Source organism: Sphingopyxis sp. (assembly GCF_025869345.1).
In the GTDB taxonomy this organism is placed as follows: domain Bacteria; phylum Pseudomonadota; class Alphaproteobacteria; order Sphingomonadales; family Sphingomonadaceae; genus Sphingopyxis.
The window spans coordinates 1-17,331 of the sequence record NZ_JAOZVW010000014.1; the positions used below are offsets into that span (position 1 = coordinate 1).

15 protein-coding genes are annotated in these 17,331 nt (G+C 66.9%); 4 read left to right on the plus strand and 11 right to left on the minus strand.

The genetic code is table 11. The annotated features are described in order from the left end of the window. Positions 1 to 76: 76 nt before the first annotated feature. The 8 genes from OJI97_RS01035 to OJI97_RS01070 form a co-directional block, all read right to left on the minus strand. Complete coding sequence (locus OJI97_RS01035; protein ID WP_297660046.1) at positions 77 to 349, minus strand: hypothetical protein; 273 nt, start codon at positions 347 to 349, stop codon at positions 77 to 79. Positions 350 to 478: 129 nt separating this feature from the next. Then, on the minus strand, positions 479 to 1,195 hold the full coding sequence (locus tag OJI97_RS01040) for a response regulator transcription factor (RefSeq protein ID WP_297660049.1): 717 nt from the start codon (positions 1,193 to 1,195) through the stop codon (positions 479 to 481). Then, positions 1,192 to 3,861: a sensor histidine kinase KdpD gene (locus OJI97_RS01045; protein WP_297660053.1), complete on the minus strand. Its 2,670-nt coding sequence runs from the start codon at positions 3,859 to 3,861 to the stop codon at positions 1,192 to 1,194. Before OJI97_RS01045 ends, OJI97_RS01040 begins: the two co-directional genes overlap by 4 nt. Further along, complete coding sequence (gene kdpC / locus OJI97_RS01050) at positions 3,858 to 4,448, minus strand: potassium-transporting ATPase subunit KdpC (RefSeq protein ID WP_297660055.1); 591 nt, start codon at positions 4,446 to 4,448, stop codon at positions 3,858 to 3,860. The genes OJI97_RS01045 and kdpC overlap by 4 nt, the downstream gene beginning before the upstream one ends. 10 nt (positions 4,449 to 4,458) lie before the next feature. Next, positions 4,459 to 6,492, minus strand: a complete 2,034-nt coding sequence (gene kdpB, locus OJI97_RS01055) for a potassium-transporting ATPase subunit KdpB (protein WP_297660058.1) — start codon at positions 6,490 to 6,492, stop codon at positions 4,459 to 4,461. 10 nt (positions 6,493 to 6,502) lie between these two features. Next, complete coding sequence (gene kdpA, locus OJI97_RS01060) at positions 6,503 to 8,206, minus strand: potassium-transporting ATPase subunit KdpA (protein WP_297660061.1); 1,704 nt, start codon at positions 8,204 to 8,206, stop codon at positions 6,503 to 6,505. 12 nt (positions 8,207 to 8,218) lie between these two features. Further along, entirely contained in the window at positions 8,219 to 8,308 is a 90-nt protein-coding gene (locus OJI97_RS01065; RefSeq protein WP_297660064.1) for a potassium-transporting ATPase subunit F, read from the minus strand. Positions 8,309 to 8,589: 281 nt separating this feature from the next. After that, positions 8,590 to 10,332: a class I adenylate-forming enzyme family protein gene (locus OJI97_RS01070; protein WP_297660066.1), complete on the minus strand. Its 1,743-nt coding sequence runs from the start codon at positions 10,330 to 10,332 to the stop codon at positions 8,590 to 8,592. Positions 10,333 to 10,654: 322 nt separating this feature from the next. Here OJI97_RS01070 and OJI97_RS01075 point away from each other — a divergent pair, with 322 nt between their 5' ends. From OJI97_RS01075 to OJI97_RS01085, 3 genes are all read left to right on the plus strand, one after another. Further along, on the plus strand, positions 10,655 to 11,326 hold the full coding sequence (locus OJI97_RS01075) for a hypothetical protein (RefSeq protein ID WP_297660069.1): 672 nt from the start codon (positions 10,655 to 10,657) through the stop codon (positions 11,324 to 11,326). 155 nt (positions 11,327 to 11,481) lie between these two features. Further along, positions 11,482 to 11,724 (plus strand): hypothetical protein, encoded by a 243-nt coding sequence (locus OJI97_RS01080; RefSeq protein WP_297660072.1) that lies wholly within the window; start codon positions 11,482 to 11,484, stop codon positions 11,722 to 11,724. A gap of 48 nt (positions 11,725 to 11,772) precedes the next feature. Then, entirely contained in the window at positions 11,773 to 12,528 is a 756-nt protein-coding gene (locus OJI97_RS01085) for an alpha/beta hydrolase (protein WP_297660075.1), read from the plus strand. Here OJI97_RS01085 and OJI97_RS01090 read toward each other — a convergent pair. After that, positions 12,479 to 13,522, minus strand: a complete 1,044-nt coding sequence (locus OJI97_RS01090; RefSeq protein WP_297660078.1) for an alpha/beta hydrolase — start codon at positions 13,520 to 13,522, stop codon at positions 12,479 to 12,481. The genes OJI97_RS01085 and OJI97_RS01090 overlap by 50 nt on opposite strands. Positions 13,523 to 13,570: 48 nt before the next feature. After that, complete coding sequence (locus OJI97_RS01095) at positions 13,571 to 14,941, minus strand: DEAD/DEAH box helicase (RefSeq protein ID WP_297660080.1); 1,371 nt, start codon at positions 14,939 to 14,941, stop codon at positions 13,571 to 13,573. A 484-nt stretch (positions 14,942 to 15,425) separates the two neighbouring features. On the opposite strand from OJI97_RS01095, the gene OJI97_RS01100 reads away from it, so the two are divergent. Beyond that, positions 15,426 to 16,901, plus strand: coding sequence for a glycerol kinase (locus OJI97_RS01100; RefSeq protein WP_297660082.1), 1,476 nt, complete (start codon positions 15,426 to 15,428; stop codon positions 16,899 to 16,901). Positions 16,902 to 16,935: 34 nt separating this feature from the next. Here the strand turns inward: OJI97_RS01100 and rpmE are convergent, their stop codons facing one another. Continuing rightward, the gene (gene rpmE / locus OJI97_RS01105; RefSeq protein WP_257548458.1) at positions 16,936 to 17,163 is read right to left on the minus strand and encodes a 50S ribosomal protein L31; all 228 of its coding nucleotides are present in this window, start codon (positions 17,161 to 17,163) and stop codon (positions 16,936 to 16,938) included. Between the last annotated feature and the right edge of the window lie 168 nt (positions 17,164 to 17,331).

Here is a 17,331-nt window from a genome sequence, read left to right on the forward strand (position 1 = left end):
GCAATCGACTGTTAATCGATCGGTCGTAGGTTCGAATCCTACCCGGGGAGCCATTTTCCTTCCTGATCGCTCACCATCAACGGCCCTGATCGGGCGGGCGTCGCCAGCGTTCGGAAACCTCGGCGGCCTCCCAGAGTCCGGGGCCGACGAACAGCAGGGCGCTGCCCGCGCTTTCGCAGAGGAAGGCCGCCGCCGCGAGCAGCATCATGAACGACGTCGCATCGCGCGCGGGCGCCGCCAGCGCAAGGCCATGCAGCCGGACGGCGGCCAGCCAGCCAATGACGAGCAGCGCAAGGCCGCCGATCCGCAGGCCCAGATTCGCCGCTAGCGTTTCTTGCCATTTCCTCATGGGAACCTCCAACGGAGGTTATTCAACTATGCTGGACGGCGTAGAATTTCGAGACCGGGAAATGCGATGCCGCGTTGAGATTGCATATGATCGCGCGCCGGCACCGGCCCGATCAGCGCGGCACCAGGCCTATTCCCCTTCATCCCCCATCTTCTCGGCTCCGGGTCGCAGGCGATAACCGATCCCGAGTTCGTTGCTGATGATCTGCGGCTGCTGCGGATCGGCCTCCAGCTTCTGGCGCAGCGTGCGGATGAGCACGCGCAGATATTCGACATGATGCTCATGCTCGCGCGGCCACACCTCGGCCATGATCTGCTTGTGCGTGATCACGCGTCCGGGAAAGCGGGCGAGCTGCGCGAGCACCGCATATTCCTTGGGCGTCAGATGAACCTCGCTGCCGCCCTTCGTCACCGTGCGCGCGACCATGTCCAGCCGGACGTCGCCCACCGTCACGACAAGATTGCCGCCGTCGCGCATCAGGCGATTGCGCAGCGCGACGCGCACCCGCGCGAGCAGTTCGTCGGTGTCGAACGGCTTGGTCAGATAATCGTCGGCGCCCAGATCGAGCGCCGCCACCTTCTCCTCGGTCGCCTCACGCGCCGACACGACGATCAGGGTCGTTTCCGATGTCTGCTTGAAAAGCGGAACCAGTTCCAGCCCGTCGCGATCGGGCAAACCGAGATCGAGCAAGGTGATGTCGGGCCGCTCTTCGCGGAGTTGCTCGATCGCCGCGCGCGCATTTCCGGCTTCGACGATCGCATAATCGGCGCGTTCCAGCGCCGCGCGAATCAGGCGGCGGATATGAAGTTCGTCATCGACGATCAGAACTTTGTGGCGCACCTTCATGGGATATCCTTGTCACTCAGATCGGTGGCGATCAGCGCCTCCGGGATACGGATGGTGAAGCGGGCGCCATGCGGCTCGCTGTTGTTCCCCGCCTCGACCGTCAGCCCCATCGCCTCGGCAAAACCCTTGACGATCGCCAGCCCGAGGCCGGTGCCATGTTTCGCGCGATCGCTTCCCTCGAGCCGCGTGAAGGTTTCGAAGACGCGCTTTTCGCTGCCCGGCGCGATGCCCGGCCCCTGATCGATCACCGAGAGCAGAATGGCCTCGGCGGTGCAGTTCGCGCGGATGGCGATAGGGGTGCCGGGATCGGCGTATCGCCCGGCATTGTCGAGCAGATTGATCAGACAGTGATGGAGCAGAACCGGATCGACCCGCACGAGCGGAATGCTGGACGCGATGTCGATCAGAACGTCGTGCCCTGCAAGCGACGCGCGGGTATCGTGCGCCGCGCTTGCCGCGGCATCGAATAATTCCGTCGCTTCCACTTTCATCGGCAGGGCGCCGGCCTCGACCCGCACCATGTCGAGGAGATTCGAGACGAAGCGGTTGAGGCGCAGCGCTTCGGCCTCGATCGCTTCGGCCATTTCGGCCGACGGATGGCGCCGCATCTCCTGCGCCGCCGACAATATCGTGGTGAGCGGCGTGCGGAGATCATGGCTCACCGACGACAGCAGGGCCGATCGCAGCCGATCCCGCTCGTCGACCTGCCGCGCGTGCAGCGATGCCTCCTCGAGCTCCATGCGGTCGAGTGCGATCGAGGCCTGATCGAGCAGACTCATCAGCAGCGGCACCTGATCGGACCGCACCGGCTCGCCCGCGTCGTCGCGCGTCAGCCCGAGCACGCCGAGCACGCCGCGGGTAGTGCGCAGCGGATGAAACAGCCAGTCCGAGGCGGTGAGCGTGGCCGAGCCGCGCCCGGCAGGCTGCGCATTGTCGATCGCCCATTGCGCCGCGGCGCGCTCGATCTGTTCGAGCCGGTCCTCGGGTGGCACCGCGGCGCGCAGCATCGGCCCGTCGGCGGACGGCAATAGCAGCACCGCACGAACGTCGAGCAACCGTCCGACCTCGGCACAGATCGCCTGCATCAGCGCGTCCTGATCGGACGCCGCGGTCAACTGGCGCGAGAAGCTGGCGAGCGCGGCATTCTGGCGCGCGCTCGATTGCGCCAGGTCCGCCTGCGCCCGCACCCGCGCCGCGAACTGGCTGGTCACGATCGCAACCCCGAGCAGCACGAGAATGCTGATGACATTTTCGGGATTGTTGACCGTCAGCGTGCCGGTCGGCGGCAGGAAAAAGAAATTATAGGCGAGGCTCGACGCGAGCCCGGCAAACAACCCCGCGCGCAGCCCGAAGGTCGCGGCCGCGAACATGACGGGGACCAGATAGAGAAGCGCAATATTGCCGAGATCAATGGCTTCGAGCAGCAGGCGGCCGAGTGCGGTCATCGCGGCGACCATTGCGAGCGACACGGCATAGTGCGACGGCTTGCCCCAGCGCCCGGGCTGAGCCGCAGCGCTGCGCTGGCCTGTCGGCTTGTCGACTTCGCCGGGCAGGACATGGACCGCGACATCGTCGATCGTCCGGACGAGTTGATCGACGATCGAGCCGTGGCGCATCTCGAACCACCAGGACCGGGTCGACTTTCCGATGACGATCTGCGTCGCGCGCGCGTCCGCCGCGAAGGCGCGCAGCCCCTCGGCGACGCTCGCGGCCGGAACGGTCGCGGTCGAGGCGCCGAGCCGCGAGGCGAGCGCCAGCGTATCGGCAAGCTGCCTGCGATCCTCATCGGACATCGCCCGGCTCCGCCGCGTTTCGATATAGACCGCCGTCCAGGGCGCCTTGAGCGCATCGGCAAGCCGCTTGCCCGCGCGGACGAGCCCGGCCGCCACGGGAAGCTCGCTCACCGCCACGACGATGCGCTCGCCGGCCGCGAAGCTGCCCGCCAGCGCGTGGCTGCGGACATGGTCCAGCATCTGCACATCGACGGCCTGCGCCGCCCGGCGCAGCGCCAGTTCGCGCAGCGCGGTGAGGTTCGATTTGGAAAAGAAGTGTGTCAGCGCACGCGATGCCTCCTGCGGAATATAAACCTTTCCGTCGCGCAGCCGCTCGATCAGCTCGTCGGGCGGGATATCGACGACTTCGATCTCGGCATTTTCCAATATGGTATCGGGCACCGTCTCGCGGACGCGAACGCGCGTGAAGGAGGCGACGACGTCGTTGAGACTCTCGACATGCTGGATGTTGATCGTGGAATAGACATCGATCCCGGCGTCCAGCAGTTCCTCGATATCCTGATAGCGCTTGGGATGCCGGCTGCCCGGCGCGTTGGTGTGCGCCAGCTCGTCGACGAGGACGAGCTGCGGCCGCCGTTCGAGGATCGCGTCGATGTCCATCTCGCCAAGGCTGTGCCCCGGATGATCGACCGCGCGCCGCGGGACGATCTCATAGCCGTGGACCAGCGCCTCGGTCTCGCGGCGGCCATGCGTTTCGACGACGCCGATCACCACATCCACCCCGGATTCGCGGCGACGGCGGCCATCGGTCAGCATTTCCCATGTCTTGCCGACGCCGGGTGCGGCACCGAGAAACAGCTTGAGACGACCGCGGCCTTCCTGCGCCGCCTGGCGCAGAAAGGCCTCGGGTGGTGGTCGATCCTTTTCGGTCACGCGGCAGGTTTAGCCCCAAGTGCATCGAGTCGTCGATTGAGCTTGAACAGATTGACCCGCGGCTCGCCGAGAAAACCAAGCAGCGGCGTCTCGATTGCCTGCTCGACGATCCTGCGCACGCTCGCCGGATCGAGCGAACGCACGCGCGCGACACGGTCGACCTGATAAAAGGCCGCCTCGGGACTGATATGGGGATCGAGCCCCGAGGCGGAGGTCGTCACCAGGTCAGGCGGGACGTTCGGCCCTGGCGCCGTTCCGGAAAGCCGCGCGACATCCGCCTTCACGCGCTCAGCCAACACCCGCGACGTCGGGCCGAGATTCGACCCCGACGAGGCAAGCCCGTCATATCCGTCGCCCGCCGCCGAGGGCCGGCTGTGGAAATAGCGGTCGCTGGCGAACGCCTGCCCAACCACGGTCGAACCGACGACCCTGCCGTTGTCGCGCACGAGGCTGCCGTTTGCCTGAACCGGAAAGAGCGCCTGTCCGATCCCCGTCATCGCGAGCGGATAGACGAGCCCGAGCAGCGCCGCGAAAAGCAACGTCATGACGAACGCGGGACGCAGCGAGCTGATGATATCCTTGTCCATGCGTGTTTCCTCAGGCGAGACCGAGGCCGCCGACGGCCAGGTCGATAAGCTTGATGCCGATGAAGGGCGCGACGAGGCCGCCGAGGCCATAGACGGCGAGGTTGCGCGCGAGCAGCGGCCCCGCCCCCATCGGGCGATAGGTCACGCCCTTGAGCGCAAGCGGTACGAGGAGCGGAATGATCAGCGCGTTGAAGATGATCGCCGACAGGATCGCGCTTTCGGGGGTGGCCAGCCCCATGACATTGAGCACGCCAAGCCCCGGATAGAGCGCGACGAACATCGCGGGAATGATCGCGAAATATTTGGCGACATCGTTGGCGACCGAAAAGGTGGTGAGCGCGCCGCGCGTCATGAGCAATTGCTTGCCCAATCCGACGACCTCGATCAGCTTGGTCGGGTCGCTGTCGAGGTCGACCATATTGCCCGCCTCGCGCGCCGCCTGCGTGCCGGTGTTCATCGCGACCCCGACGTCGGCCTGCGCCAGCGCCGGCGCGTCGTTGGTCCCGTCGCCGCACATTGCGACGAGTCGCCCGCCCGCCTGTTCCTTGCGGATCAGTTCGAGCTTGTCCTCGGGGGTCGCCTGCGCGAGGAAATCGTCGACCCCGGCCTCGGCAGCGATCGCCGCGGCGGTGAGCGGATTGTCGCCGGTGATCATCACCGTGCGGATGCCCATCGCGCGCAGCTCGCCGAAGCGGTCGCGGATGCCCGCCTTGACGATGTCCTTCAGAAAGATCGCGCCGAGCAATTGTCCGTTCTTCGCAACTGCCAGCGGCGTTCCTCCGGCGCGCGCGATCTCGTCGGTGATGCGGCGCAATTCGGTCGCGGCGGCCGTCGCCCCCGCTCCGGGATTGGCGCGCAGGATCGAGTCCACCGCGCCCTTCTGGATCACGCCGTCACCGATCCGGACACCCGACAGGCGCGTCTGCGCGGTGAAGGCGATGACCTCGGCCCCTGCCGGCAGCGCCGCCGTCTGCCCGAAAGCTTCGCGCGCCAGCACCACGATCGAGCGGCCCTCGGGGGTTTCGTCGGCAAGACTCGCGAGCAGCGCCGCCTCGGCAAGCTGCGCCGCCGAATGGCCGCCCACGGCGCGGAACTCGCTCGCCTGCCGGTCTCCCACGGTGATCGTGCCGGTCTTGTCGAGCAGCAACACATCGACGTCGCCCGCCGCCTCGACCGCGCGGCCCGACTTGGCGAGTATGTTGAAGCGCACCAGCCGGTCCATACCCGCGATACCGATCGCCGAAAGCAGCGCGGCGATCGTCGTCGGGATCAGCGTGATCAGCAGCGCGGCCAGAATCGCGACGGGGATCGCGCCGCCGGCATAGGAAGCGAAGGCGGGAATGGTGCCGACCGCGATCAGGAAAATGATCGTCAGCCCGACCAGCAGCAGCGTCAGCGCAATCTCGTTCGGGGTCTTCTGGCGCTCGGCGCCTTCGACGAGCGCGATCATCCGGTCGAGGAAACCCTGTCCGGGCCCCACGGTCACGCGGACGCGAATCGCGTCGGAGATGACGCGCGTGCCCGCGGTCACCGCGCTACGGTCGCCGCCTGCCTCGCGGATCACCGGCGCGCTTTCGCCGGTGATCGCGGCCTCGTTGACCGACGCGACGCCCGCGACGACCTCGCCGTCAGAAGGGATGAGGTCGCCCGTTTCGACAAGCACCACATCGCCCACCCTGAGCGCGCTGGCGGGGACATCGTCCCACGACGGACCGTCACCCCTCAGCCGCTTGGCGGTCAGGTCGGCCTTGGTCGCGCGCAGCGATGCGGCCTGCGCCTTGCCGCGCCCTTCGGCGAGCGCTTCGGCGAAGGTGCCGAAGAGGACGGTGAGCCAGAGCCAGAGCACGAGCTGCAGCTTGAAGCCCACAGCAAGTCTGTCCTGCCCGGCGACGAGCAGCACCGTGAGCAGCAGCGCAACGACCGCGGTGGTGAACATCACCGGGTTGCGAATCAGCTCCCTGGGATCGAGCTTGCGGAAGGCATCGCCGATCGCCGCGACGATCAAGCCGGCCGTGAATAAAGACCTGGTTTCGGACCGAGCCATGGAAATATCCTTAGAAAAGCTGGCCACCCATCATCGCGAGATGATCGGCGATCGGGCCGAGCGCGAGACTGGGCAGGAAAGTCAGCCCGCCGACGATAGCCACGATGCCGATCAGCAGGCCGATCCACAGCGGCCCGGTGGTCGGGAAGCTGCCTGCGGTCGGCGGCGTATATTTCTTTTCCGCGAGGCCGCCCGCGATCGCCAGCATCGGCACGATGATGAAGAAACGGCCAATCCACATCGCGACGCCGAGCATGCCGTTATAGAAAGGCGTGTTGGCGCTGAGCCCGGCAAAGGCCGACCCGTTGTTCGCAGCCGCGCTGGTGAAGGCGTAGAGAATCTCCGAAAAACCGTGCGGCCCCCTGTTGAGCGGCCCCGCGAGCCCTGCCCCGGTCACCGACGCGATGGCGGTGAAGCCAAGGATGACGAGCGGCAGCACCGCGATCGCCAGCACCGCAAGCTTGACCTCGCGCGCCTCGATCTTCTTGCCGGCACATTCGGGGGTGCGCCCGACCATCAGCCCGGCCACGAAAATGGCGAGGATCGCGAACAGCAGGAAGCCATAGATGCCCGCGCCGACGCCGCCGACGACGACTTCGCCCAGCTGCATGTTGAACAGCGGGATCATCCCGCCGAGCGCGGTGAAGCTGTCGTGCATCGCATTGACCGCGCCGCACGAAGCCGCCGTCGTGACGACCGCGAACAGCGCCGACTGCGCGATGCCGAAGCGCACCTCCTTGCCTTCCATATTGCCGCCCGCGACGCCAAGCTGGTGCAGGACGGGATTGCCGGCGGCTTCCTGCCAATAGGTGATCGCGGCGCCTGCGAGGAACAGGAGCATCATCGCCGACAGGATCGCCCAGCCCTGACGCGTATCGCCCACCGCCTTGCCGAAGCAATAGGTGAGCCCGGTGCCGATCACGAAGATCGACAGCATCTGGACGAAATTGGTCAGCGCGGTCGGATTTTCGAACGGATGCGCGCTGTTGGCATTGAAGAAGCCGCCGCCGTTGGTGCCGAGCAGCTTGATCGCTTCCTGCGACGCCACGGGACCGAGCGCGAGTGTCTGCTTCACGCCTTCCAGCGTCGTCACATCGACCGAACCCGCAAGCGTCTGCGGCACCCCGCTCGCGATATAGAAGACCGCGATCACCACGCATATCGGCAGCAGCAGATAGAGCGTCACGCGCGTCATATCGGCCCAGAAATTGCCGATCGTCTTCATCTCGCGCCGCGCGAAACCGCGGAACAGCGCGAAAGCGAGTGCGATGCCGGTCGCCGCCGACAGGAAGTTGTGGATGGTCAGTCCCAGCATCTGGCTGAGGTTCGACATCGTCGATTCGCCGCCATAGCTTTGCCAATTGGTGTTGGCGGTGAAGCTGATCGCCGTGTTGAAAGCCAGGTCCGCGCTCGTCCCGCCGAAACCGAGCGGATTGAGCGGCAGCATGCCCTGCAAACGCAGCACCGCATAGGTGAAGAGCAGCAGCGCCGCGTTGAAGATCAGCATATGGACCGTATAGCGGCGCCAGCCCTGTTCCTCGGCCGGGTCGATGCCCGACAGACGGTAAAAACCCCTCTCGACCGGGCCGAGCAAAGGGTGCAGCGGCGTCCGCCGCCCTTCGTAGAGCGCGAAGAGCCACAGGCCCATCGGCTTTGCGAGCAAAAGCAGGACACCGGTGAACGCGGCGACCAGCAGCCATCCCTGAAAGGTCATGGCGCGCCTCCCCTAAAAGCGTTCGGGCCGCGCAAGCACGGCGACGAGATAGAAAAGGAGGCCGAGCGCGGTGAGGCCCGCAAGCCAGAGGTCGGGGGACATGGGCACAATCCCTATGCGTCGTCGCACAGCCGCGCATAGCCAAGGCTCGCGGCGAGGAGAGCGAGGGTGATGCCGATCCAGATCAGATCCTGCATGATGTTGCTCCAGCAAGACGCGGGCCACGGAATAGGCGAGTCGTCTGCAGGAGGCTCAGATAGGCGGGGTCCGCGTTTGAATTCGAGAGCGCGAAATCCCGGCACGCATAGTGTTTGCGTATGATTTTTCGGACCGTCGATCATCTCACCTCTGGGGCGAAGATGAACTCCCGGGGCTTTTCTCCGCTACACTTCGAACAAGGCCTTCAAATCCTTCTTCAGGATTTTGCCGTTGGCGTTACGCGGCAGCATGTCGGCCGCAAAGCGGATCGCGACCGGAACCTTGAAGGCGGCAAGGCGCGCACGGACCCAGGCTTGCAGTTCGGCCTCGGTCGCCGACGCGCCCGGCGCAAGATGGACGACCGCGACCGGCTCCTCGCCCAGCGTCCGGTGCGGGATGCCGATGACCGCGGCGTCGGTCACCGCCGGATGCTCGTAGAGGATGTTTTCGACCTCGGACGAATAGATATTCTCGCCGCCGCGCAGCACCATGTCCTTCGCGCGGTCGACGATATAGACAAAGCCCTCCGCGTCGAGCCGCGCGAGGTCGCCGGTGCGCACCCAGCCCTCGACGAAAGTCTCGGCCGTCGCCTCGGGCTTGTTCCAATAGCCCTTCACGATCATCGGGCCGCGCGCCCACAGTTCGCCGACCGTTCCCACGGGCAGCGCCGTGACGCCATCGTCGGCGCGGATTTCGAGGTCGGCGACCGCGACCGGCGGCCCGGCGCTGGTCGGGCGGGCGAGATAATCTTCCGCCCCGTGCGAGGTGACCGTCGCCGTCGTTTCGGTCATCCCCCAGCCGTTCCCGGGCAGCGCGCCGAATTCTTCATAGATGCGCTTCACCAGTTCGGGCGCCGACGGCGCGCCGCCATAGGAGATCGCCTCCAGCGAAGAGAGGTCGTATCGGCCGCGATCGGGATGTTCGATCAGCTGCCACGCGATCGTCGGAACGCCGCCGGTCATATTGACCTTCTCGCGCTCGATGATCTCCATCGCGCGCACCGCATCCCATTTGCGCATGAAGATGGTGGTGTGGCCCGCCGCCATCGCCCCCATCAGCATCGCCGAACAGGCGGTGACATGGAACATCGGAATGACGGTCAGCAGCGTGCGCGGCGCCGGATCGGGCACCGGCTCGCCGCGACGCAGATAGCTGCGCGCCGCCGAAAATCCGCCCGACAGGATATTGGTCACGAGATTGCGATGCGTGCCGAGCGCGCCCTTGGGGTTGCCCGTGGTGCCGCTGGTATAGAAGATCGTCGCTTCATCGTCGCTCTCGATCGCGACCTGCGGCCGGTCCTCATCGGGCAGCCCGCTCCAGTCGTGCGGCGTGCCGACGATGTCTTCGAGCGCGATCGCGCCCGCGACCGGCGCATCGGCGCGCGCCACGATCAGATGTTCGACCGCGTTCATCGTTTCCAGATGCTCGTGGATGCGCGCATGACGCTCGGCATCGACGATGAGCAGCTTCGCACCCGAATCGCGGATGCCATAGGCCAGCTCGGCGCCGGTCCACCACGCATTGAGCGGCACCGCGATCGCGCCGATCGTCACGATCGCGAAAAAGATCATCGGCCATTCGGGAAGGTTGCGCATCGCGAAGGCGACCCGGTCGCCCTTGCCCACGCCCATCGCCCGCAACGCGCGCGCAAGGGTGGCGGTCGCGCGCCAGTTCGCCTCGAAGCTGACGCGCTCGTCGTCGAGGATCGTGAACAGCCGGTCGCCGTGCGTGCGCGAGAGGTCGAGAAGCGCGCCGAGATCGGGCGGCGCATTCTTCCATATCCGCGTCGAAACGCCGCCGATGACGGCACGGTCCATTTCGAACTTCGCACCCGGCGCGGTCAGCAGGGCGTTCGCCTCGGCGATCGAGATGGCGGGCCAGGCGGGATCGAGCGAAACAACAGGTTCGTTGGTCGGATCTTCAGCCATCGGCAAAGCCTCCATCATCTCTCTCCTCGTGCCGGGGTCAGGCCCGGCATAGCGCTTCGGTAGGCCGCAGTTGACGTTCACGTCAACTGCGGGTGCGCAAAAATGCAACCATCGGCGCTGCGAAGGTGCGGCAACCGCGGGCATCCGCCCTTGTCAAAGGTCCAGCGCCCTCCTATCCGTCGCATCGACAGCCCGGGGGCACATATCAACCAGCGGACGCCGCGACCAAAGATTGCTTCAGCTGAACCCTGTTCCAGCCACTCCCTACGTCGAACAGCTCAGCATCGGGCCTGGGCGCCGCACGCTTGCCATAAGCCTGGCCGTGCTGATCACGGCGCTGCTGCTGGTCATGCTCTTCTCCTTTGGCCCGGGAAAGCCGCCCGGCACCAAGCAGGACCGCGTCACCGTGGTGAGCCTGAGCGCCGCCGAGGCCGGGAAAGAATCGCCCGAACCGAGCCAATCGAAGCCCGAGCGGACGAAGGATAAATCGCAGCCAGCCCCCGAAAAGCCGCTGCCGCCGAAACCGCCCGAACCGCTGCCCCCGCCGCCCATTACGCCGCCAGCCGCGCCGCCGCTGGCGGTGCCGCCATCGCCGCCCGCCCCGTCGAGCGTCCTTCGCCCGTCGAACGGGCGGGTATATGGGCCGCCCGACACCGGCGGCTCCCCCGCCTCCCGCGACTCCGAGCGGGTGGGAACCGCGCCCAATGGCGAGCCGCTCTATGCCGCGAGCTGGTATCGCGAGCCGAGCGATGACGAACTGCGCGGCTATCTGTCCACCGCCAGCGGCCCCGGCTGGGGCCTGATCGCCTGCCGCACGGCGCCCGATTATCGCGTCGAGGATTGCGTCGGGCTCGACGAATATCCCTATGGATCGCAGATCAATCGCGCGGTGCTCGCCGCGGCGTGGCAGTTCAAGGTGCGGCCGCCGCGGGTCGGCGGACGCGTATTGGTGGGGAGCTGGGTGCGGATCAGGATCGATTACGGACGGCGCTGACCATTGCCCCGTCGATGTATCCGGCGCGCTTTTTTCGGCGGGAGATAGCACCCGCCCTTCCCTTCGCTGTCGGGTTAATTTACAATTTACCATCTGCCCGCCGCGTCGAATCCCCGATTTGCGCCGCTGGCACGGCGCTTGCTTGGATGGGGATGATGCTGAAAAAGATCGGACGCCTGTTCGTCATCAAGACCCGCTTCGAGGCGTGCCTGATCGTCTATGCGCTCGCGATGGGCGCGATGGCGCGCGGCACGGCCTATCTGCATCAATTTCCCGGTTTCGGCGGCTATCTGCTGATGGTGGCGTGCAGCGGCTCGGTGTTCCTCGCCGGCGCGAAGATTTTCGACTGCCTGCGCTATGAACAGGCCGCCAAAGCCGCGGCCCAGCCGCAGGCATAGCGACGCACGGCCTTTCACCCGTCATCAAGCTGTGCCAAAGCCGATGCCATGAGCAGGATCAGCGGCCGCCCCTCGATCAGCACCGAACATGTCTATGGTCTCAGCCTGCGCGTCGCGCGCTGGCATGAGGGTGCGCCCGGCACGCCGCTGCTGTTCCTCAACGGTATCGGTGCCGACATCGCCGCCGCCGCGCCGTTGCTCGCGCAGATCCGGGGCCGCGAGGTGTGGACGCTCGACATGCCCGGCGTCGGCGGCTCGCCCGACGCGCTGCTCCCCTATAGTGCGCCGACGATGGCGGCGACGGTGATGGAGATCGCGGGCCGCTTCGGCCATGCCGCGCTCGACGTCGCGGGATTCAGCTGGGGCGGCGCGCTCGCCCAACAGATCGCGGTGCAGTTTCCGGGGCGCGTGCGGCGGCTGGTGCTGATGGCGACGACGCCGACGGTCGGCGCGCCCGGCATCGGCTGGGCGGCGCTGCTCGACGACGACATGCTCGCCAGCGGATTGAAGTTGCCGACCGCGACCCCGCTCGGCCTGGCGTGGCAGGCGATGGCGATGGCGGGCTGGACGAGCGCCGCGATGCTGCCGCACCTCCGCGATATGCCGACGCTGATCCTGATGGGCGAGCGCGATGGCGTCGTGCCCGCGTGCCACGGACAGGCGATCGCCGAGCTGATCGACGGCGCGGTGCTGGAGGTGGTGCCGGGATCGCACCTCTTCCCCTTCACGCACGCCGCGGCCATCGCCGCGCGGATCAGTGGCTTTCTGGAGCAGGCACCGCCTGCGGCGCGAGCCGCCGCGTAAGGAAATCGGCGATTGCTTTCGCGGTCGCGCCGGGGGCTTCCTCCATCGGCAGGTGGCCGATGCCATCGAACAGCACGACCTCCGACCCCGCGATGCGCTCGTGGAAGGTCTGGGCCGCGGTCGGATTGATCAGCCGGTCCTCTTTGCCGAACAGGATCAGCGTCGGTGCCTTGATCTCGCCGATCCGGCCCGCCATCGCGGGCTCGCGGTCGATCCGCGCGCGGAGCGCCGTCGCCTCGCGATTGCCCGGAAAGCGCAGCAACTCCCAGTAACGGTCGATCATCGCGTCGTCGACGATGTCCTGCCGCGCGACCGAACCGCGCAGCGATTGCGCGACCAGCGAGCGCGGGGTGATCTGCGTCGCCAGCCAGCGCCCGAACGGATATTGCAGGATGCGAAAGCCGATGTTCGATTCGGGCGCTTTCTCACCCTTGCGCAGCGGCATTCCGCCCGCGTCGAGCAGCAGCAGCGCATCGACCCGGTCGGGCCGGTCGAGCGTGTAGCGCCACGCGACCCAGCCGCCCATCGAATTGCCGCCGAGGATGAAATGGTCGAGGCCCAGCTTCGCCGCGACGACATCGACCGCCGCGATCATCCCGTCGGCGCTGTAATCCTTGTCGGGCGTACCGCCGGTCAGCCCGTGTCCGGGCAGGTCGAGCGTCACGATGCGCCAGGTGGCGCCGAGCCGCTTCACCAGCGGCTCCCACGTCTGAAGGCTGGAATTGGCGCCGTGGAGCAACACGATGACCGGCCCGTCGCGGCGCCCCTGATCGCGGTAATGGATATGCTGCCCCGCCGGCCCGGCCGCGAAGGCCGCGTCCGGACCGCCATATTTGGCGATCATCGCGTCGCGGTCGGTATCGGGCGTGCGCAGCGCCAGGAAGATCGCGACGATCGCGAGCAGCAGCGCCAGCGGGATCAGCACCCGCTTGCGCCGGATCAGCGGCCGCCGCGGCGGCAGCGGTTCGAAATCATCTTCGTCGATCGTCGGCATCGGGCCCCCCTCAGAGCGAGGGAGACCCTAGCGGACCGGGGCGCGACGTCAACCGACGCGCGTCACCGCCCCCTTGTGCGCGCCGACGCCGCCGCGGCGCGGACGGAAGCGGCGCTTGCGCTGCGGCTGCGCGCCTTCGCCCGCCGGCGCTTCACGGCGCGGGCCGCGGTTCGGCTTCTCGCCGCTCCGGCGCTGCGCATCCTCGCGCTGGCGCTGCGGATCGCGACCCTTGCCGCCGGTGTTGCGCGGCGCCTGCACCGGCTTGGGCAGGTTGCGCACCATTTCGTTGAAGCCGTCGGGCAGCTTCACCGGCTCGGCGCGGGTGCGCGTCACGCGTTCGATATCGCGCAGATAGGCTTTCTCGTCGGGGGCGACGAAGCTGATCGCAATGCCCTCTGCACCCGCGCGCGCGGTGCGGCCGATGCGGTGGACATATTGCTCGGGAACATTCGGAATCTCGAAGTTGATCACGTGCGACACGCCCGACACGTCGATCCCGCGCGCCGCGATGTCGGTCGCGACGAGCAGGCGCACCTGCCCCGAGCGAAAGGCCTGGAGCGCGGTGGTGCGCTGCGCCTGACTCTTGTTGCCGTGGATCGCATAAGCTTGGATGCCCGCGCCCGCGAGGTGGCGGACGACGCGGTCGGCGCCATGCTTGGTGCGCGTGAAGATCAGCGCGCGATCGATCTCCTCGGTCTTCAGCACATGGTGGAGCAGCGCCTGCTTCTCCTTCTGCTCGACGAAGCTGATCTGCTGGCGGACCTTTTCGGCGGTCGTCGCCTGCGGCGCGACCGACACGGTGACCGGATCGTTGAGGAACTGGTCGGCGAGACCGGCGATCTCCTTGGGCATCGTCGCCGAGAAGAAGAGGTTTTGGCGGCGCGACGGCAGCAGCTTGGCGATGCGGCGGAGCGAATGGATGAAGCCCATGTCCATCATCTGGTCGGCCTCGTCGAGAACGAAGATCTCGACATCGTCGAGGCGCAGCGCGCGCTGGTCGATCAGGTCGAGCAGGCGGCCGGGCGTGGCGACGAGAATGTCGACGCCCTGCGACAGGTCGCGAATCTGCTTGTTGATCGGCACGCCGCCGAAAACGGTCGAGATGCTGAGCTTGGTGAAGCGGCCATAGTCGCGGCAGCTCTGCGCGATCTGCGCGGCGAGTTCGCGGGTCGGCGCGAGCACGAGCATCCGGCAGCCGCGCGGCGTCGCGCGATGCGGATAGGTCAGCAGGTGATGGATCGAGGGCAGCGAAAAGCCCGCGGTCTTGCCGGTACCGGTCTGCGCGATGCCGCACAGGTCGCGGCCCTTCATCAGCGGCGGAATCGCCTGCACCTGAATCGGGGTCGGGGTGGTGTAATCCTTGGCGGCGAGCGCGCGATTGATGTCGGCGTGCAGGCCAAAGTCATTGAAACTCGTCATAAAATACTCACATAGGGCGACGCGCAGGCGCATCCGTTCGCATCGAACGGACGGCGCACGGCCGCGGGTTCGAAACGACCCGCGTGAAAGGGTGCCTCTGGGGACAAAGCGCCGGTCCGGCTCGCCCGCGCCTGAAATGGTCGGGAAAATCACGCTGCCGGGGGTTACGGCGGGGAAGCCCGCCATGCTGCGCTGCACAACATATGGCATGAGTTGCGCGAGATTGCAAGATTATTGCTTGGGTATCGCGGGAAGGGGGAAATGGGATTCGCGCCGAAGCGTACAGATCGCAGAGATTTGTTCACGCGGAGGCGCGGAGGCGCGGAGAAGAAAGAAATAGGATGGCGGCTTCGCCGCCCTTTTTCTTTCTCCTCTGCGTCCTCTGCGCGAATATCTTTTTCTCCGCGTCTCCGCGTCTCCGCGTGAACCCTTGTCCTACTCCACCGCCTTTGGCAGGCTCCACCGCAAAGAGGGAGGATGTGTTTTGGCCGAAAAGATCATCGTCATCGACGAGGGCACCACCTCGACCCGCACGATGCTGTTCGCCGCCGACGGCACGCCGCTCGGCAGCGCGCAGCGCGAGTTTCGGCAGCATTATCCCGCGCCGGGCCTCGTCGAGCATGACGCCGCCGAAATCTGGAACGCCACCCTCGCCTGCACGCGCGAGATGATCGAACAGGCAGGCGGCGCGGACGCGGTCGCGGCGATCGGGATCACCAACCAGCGCGAGACCGTCGTCTTCTGGGATCGCGCGACCGGCGAACCGCTCGCCCCCGCGATCGTCTGGCAGGATCGCCGCTCGGCCGCCGACTGCGCCGCGCTGAAGGAAGCGGGGCATGAACCGCGGGCGCAGGCAAAGACCGGCCTGCTGCTCGATCCCTATTTTTCCGGCACCAAGATCGGTTGGGCGCTCCACCATTGGCCGCAGCTTCGCGAGGCGGGCGACCGGCTCGCGGTCGGGACGATCGAATCCTATCTCGCCTATCGCCTGACCGGCGGCGTGCATGTCACCGATGCCAGCAACGCCTCGCGCACGCTGCTGATGGATATCAACGGCGCCGGAGGCTGGGACGAAGAATTGTGCGATCTGCTCGGCGTGCCCACCGCCCTGCTCCCCGAAATCACCGGCTGCACCACCACCGTCGGGACGACCGACCCCGCGCTGTTCGGCGGCCCGATCCCGATATCGGGCATGGCGGGCGACCAGCAGGCGGCGACGATCGGCCAGGCGTGCCTGTCGCCGGGACAGACCAAGGCGACCTTCGGCACCGGCGCCTTCATCCTGTCGGCGAGCGGCACCGCGCGGCCCATCTCGAACAACCGCCTGCTCGCGACGGTGCTGGTGCAGGAAGGCGACGTCCGCTCTTATGCGCTCGAAGGATCCGTGTTCGTCGCGGGCAGCCTGATCAAATGGCTGCGCGACGGGCTCGGCCTGCTCGCGAGCGCGGGCGAGAGCGAGGGACTCGCGCGTTCGGTCACCGATACTGGCGGCGTCTATCTGGTCCCCGCCCTCGCCGGGCTCGGCGCGCCGCACTGGCGGCCCGATGCGCTCGCGGCGCTGTCGGGGCTGAGTTTCGCCAGCACCAAGGCGCATGTCGCGCGCGCGGCGCTCGAGGCGCAGGCCTATCAGGCGCACGACCTCAAATCGGCCTTCGCCGCCGACGGGGTCGACTGGGCCGAGCTGCGCATCGACGGCGGCATGGCGGCGAACGACTGGATGGCGCAGGATCTCGCCGACATGCTGGAGATCGTCGTGGAGCGCCCCGATTTCGTCGAAAGCACCGCGCTCGGCGCCGCGATGCTCGCCGCGACCGGCGCGGGCCTTTACCCCGATCTTGCGAGCGCCGCCGCCGCGATGCGCGGCACCGCGACGCGCTTCACGCCCGCGCTGGACGCCGGCAAACGCAAAACGCGCCTTGCCGGCTGGCAAAGCGCGCTTGCAAAGGTTCTGGCATCTTAAAGCCCCTCCTCTTCAGAGGAGGGGATAAAGTCCCTTAGCGCTTGAGCGTCAGCCCGCCGAAACGCTTGTTGAACTTGGCAACCTGGCCGCCCGCGTCGAGCATACGGCCCTGGCCGCCGGTCCACGCCGGGTGCGCGGTCGGGTCGATTTCGAGCGTCATCACGTCGCCCTCTTTGCCCCAGGTCGAACGCGTCTGATATTCGGTGCCGTCGGTCATCTTGACCGTGATCATGTGATAATCGGGGTGAATGTCTTTTTTCATGTCTAGCTCCTGTGCCGCTGGTTTCCGACCAGCCGCGTGAGTCGATGCTTCCCCGCCAAGGGACCGCGAAGCGGTGGCCCCTAACGGCGAATGGCGCAAATTGCAACACTTCCTGGTCACCCCGGACTTGATCCGGGGTCCCGCTTTTCAAGCGTCGCTGAGCGGGAC

Coding starts and splice junctions, on each gene's coding strand:
- OJI97_RS01035 (WP_297660046.1), bottom strand. CDS start 349: ATGAGGAAATGGCAAGAAACGCTAGCGGCGAATCTGGGCCTGCGGATC.
- OJI97_RS01040 (WP_297660049.1), bottom strand. CDS start 1,195: ATGAAGGTGCGCCACAAAGTTCTGATCGTCGATGACGAACTTCATATC.
- kdpC (WP_297660055.1), bottom strand. CDS start 4,448: ATGGACAAGGATATCATCAGCTCGCTGCGTCCCGCGTTCGTCATGACG.
- kdpB (WP_297660058.1), bottom strand. CDS start 6,492: ATGGCTCGGTCCGAAACCAGGTCTTTATTCACGGCCGGCTTGATCGTC.
- kdpA (WP_297660061.1), bottom strand. CDS start 8,206: ATGACCTTTCAGGGATGGCTGCTGGTCGCCGCGTTCACCGGTGTCCTG.
- OJI97_RS01065 (WP_297660064.1), bottom strand. CDS start 8,308: ATGTCCCCCGACCTCTGGCTTGCGGGCCTCACCGCGCTCGGCCTCCTT.
- OJI97_RS01070 (WP_297660066.1), bottom strand. CDS start 10,332: ATGGCTGAAGATCCGACCAACGAACCTGTTGTTTCGCTCGATCCCGCC.
- OJI97_RS01080 (WP_297660072.1), top strand. CDS start 11,482: ATGCTGAAAAAGATCGGACGCCTGTTCGTCATCAAGACCCGCTTCGAG.
- OJI97_RS01085 (WP_297660075.1), top strand. CDS start 11,773: ATGAGCAGGATCAGCGGCCGCCCCTCGATCAGCACCGAACATGTCTAT.
- OJI97_RS01090 (WP_297660078.1), bottom strand. CDS start 13,522: ATGCCGACGATCGACGAAGATGATTTCGAACCGCTGCCGCCGCGGCGG.
- OJI97_RS01095 (WP_297660080.1), bottom strand. CDS start 14,941: ATGACGAGTTTCAATGACTTTGGCCTGCACGCCGACATCAATCGCGCG.
- rpmE (WP_257548458.1), bottom strand. CDS start 17,163: ATGAAAAAAGACATTCACCCCGATTATCACATGATCACGGTCAAGATG.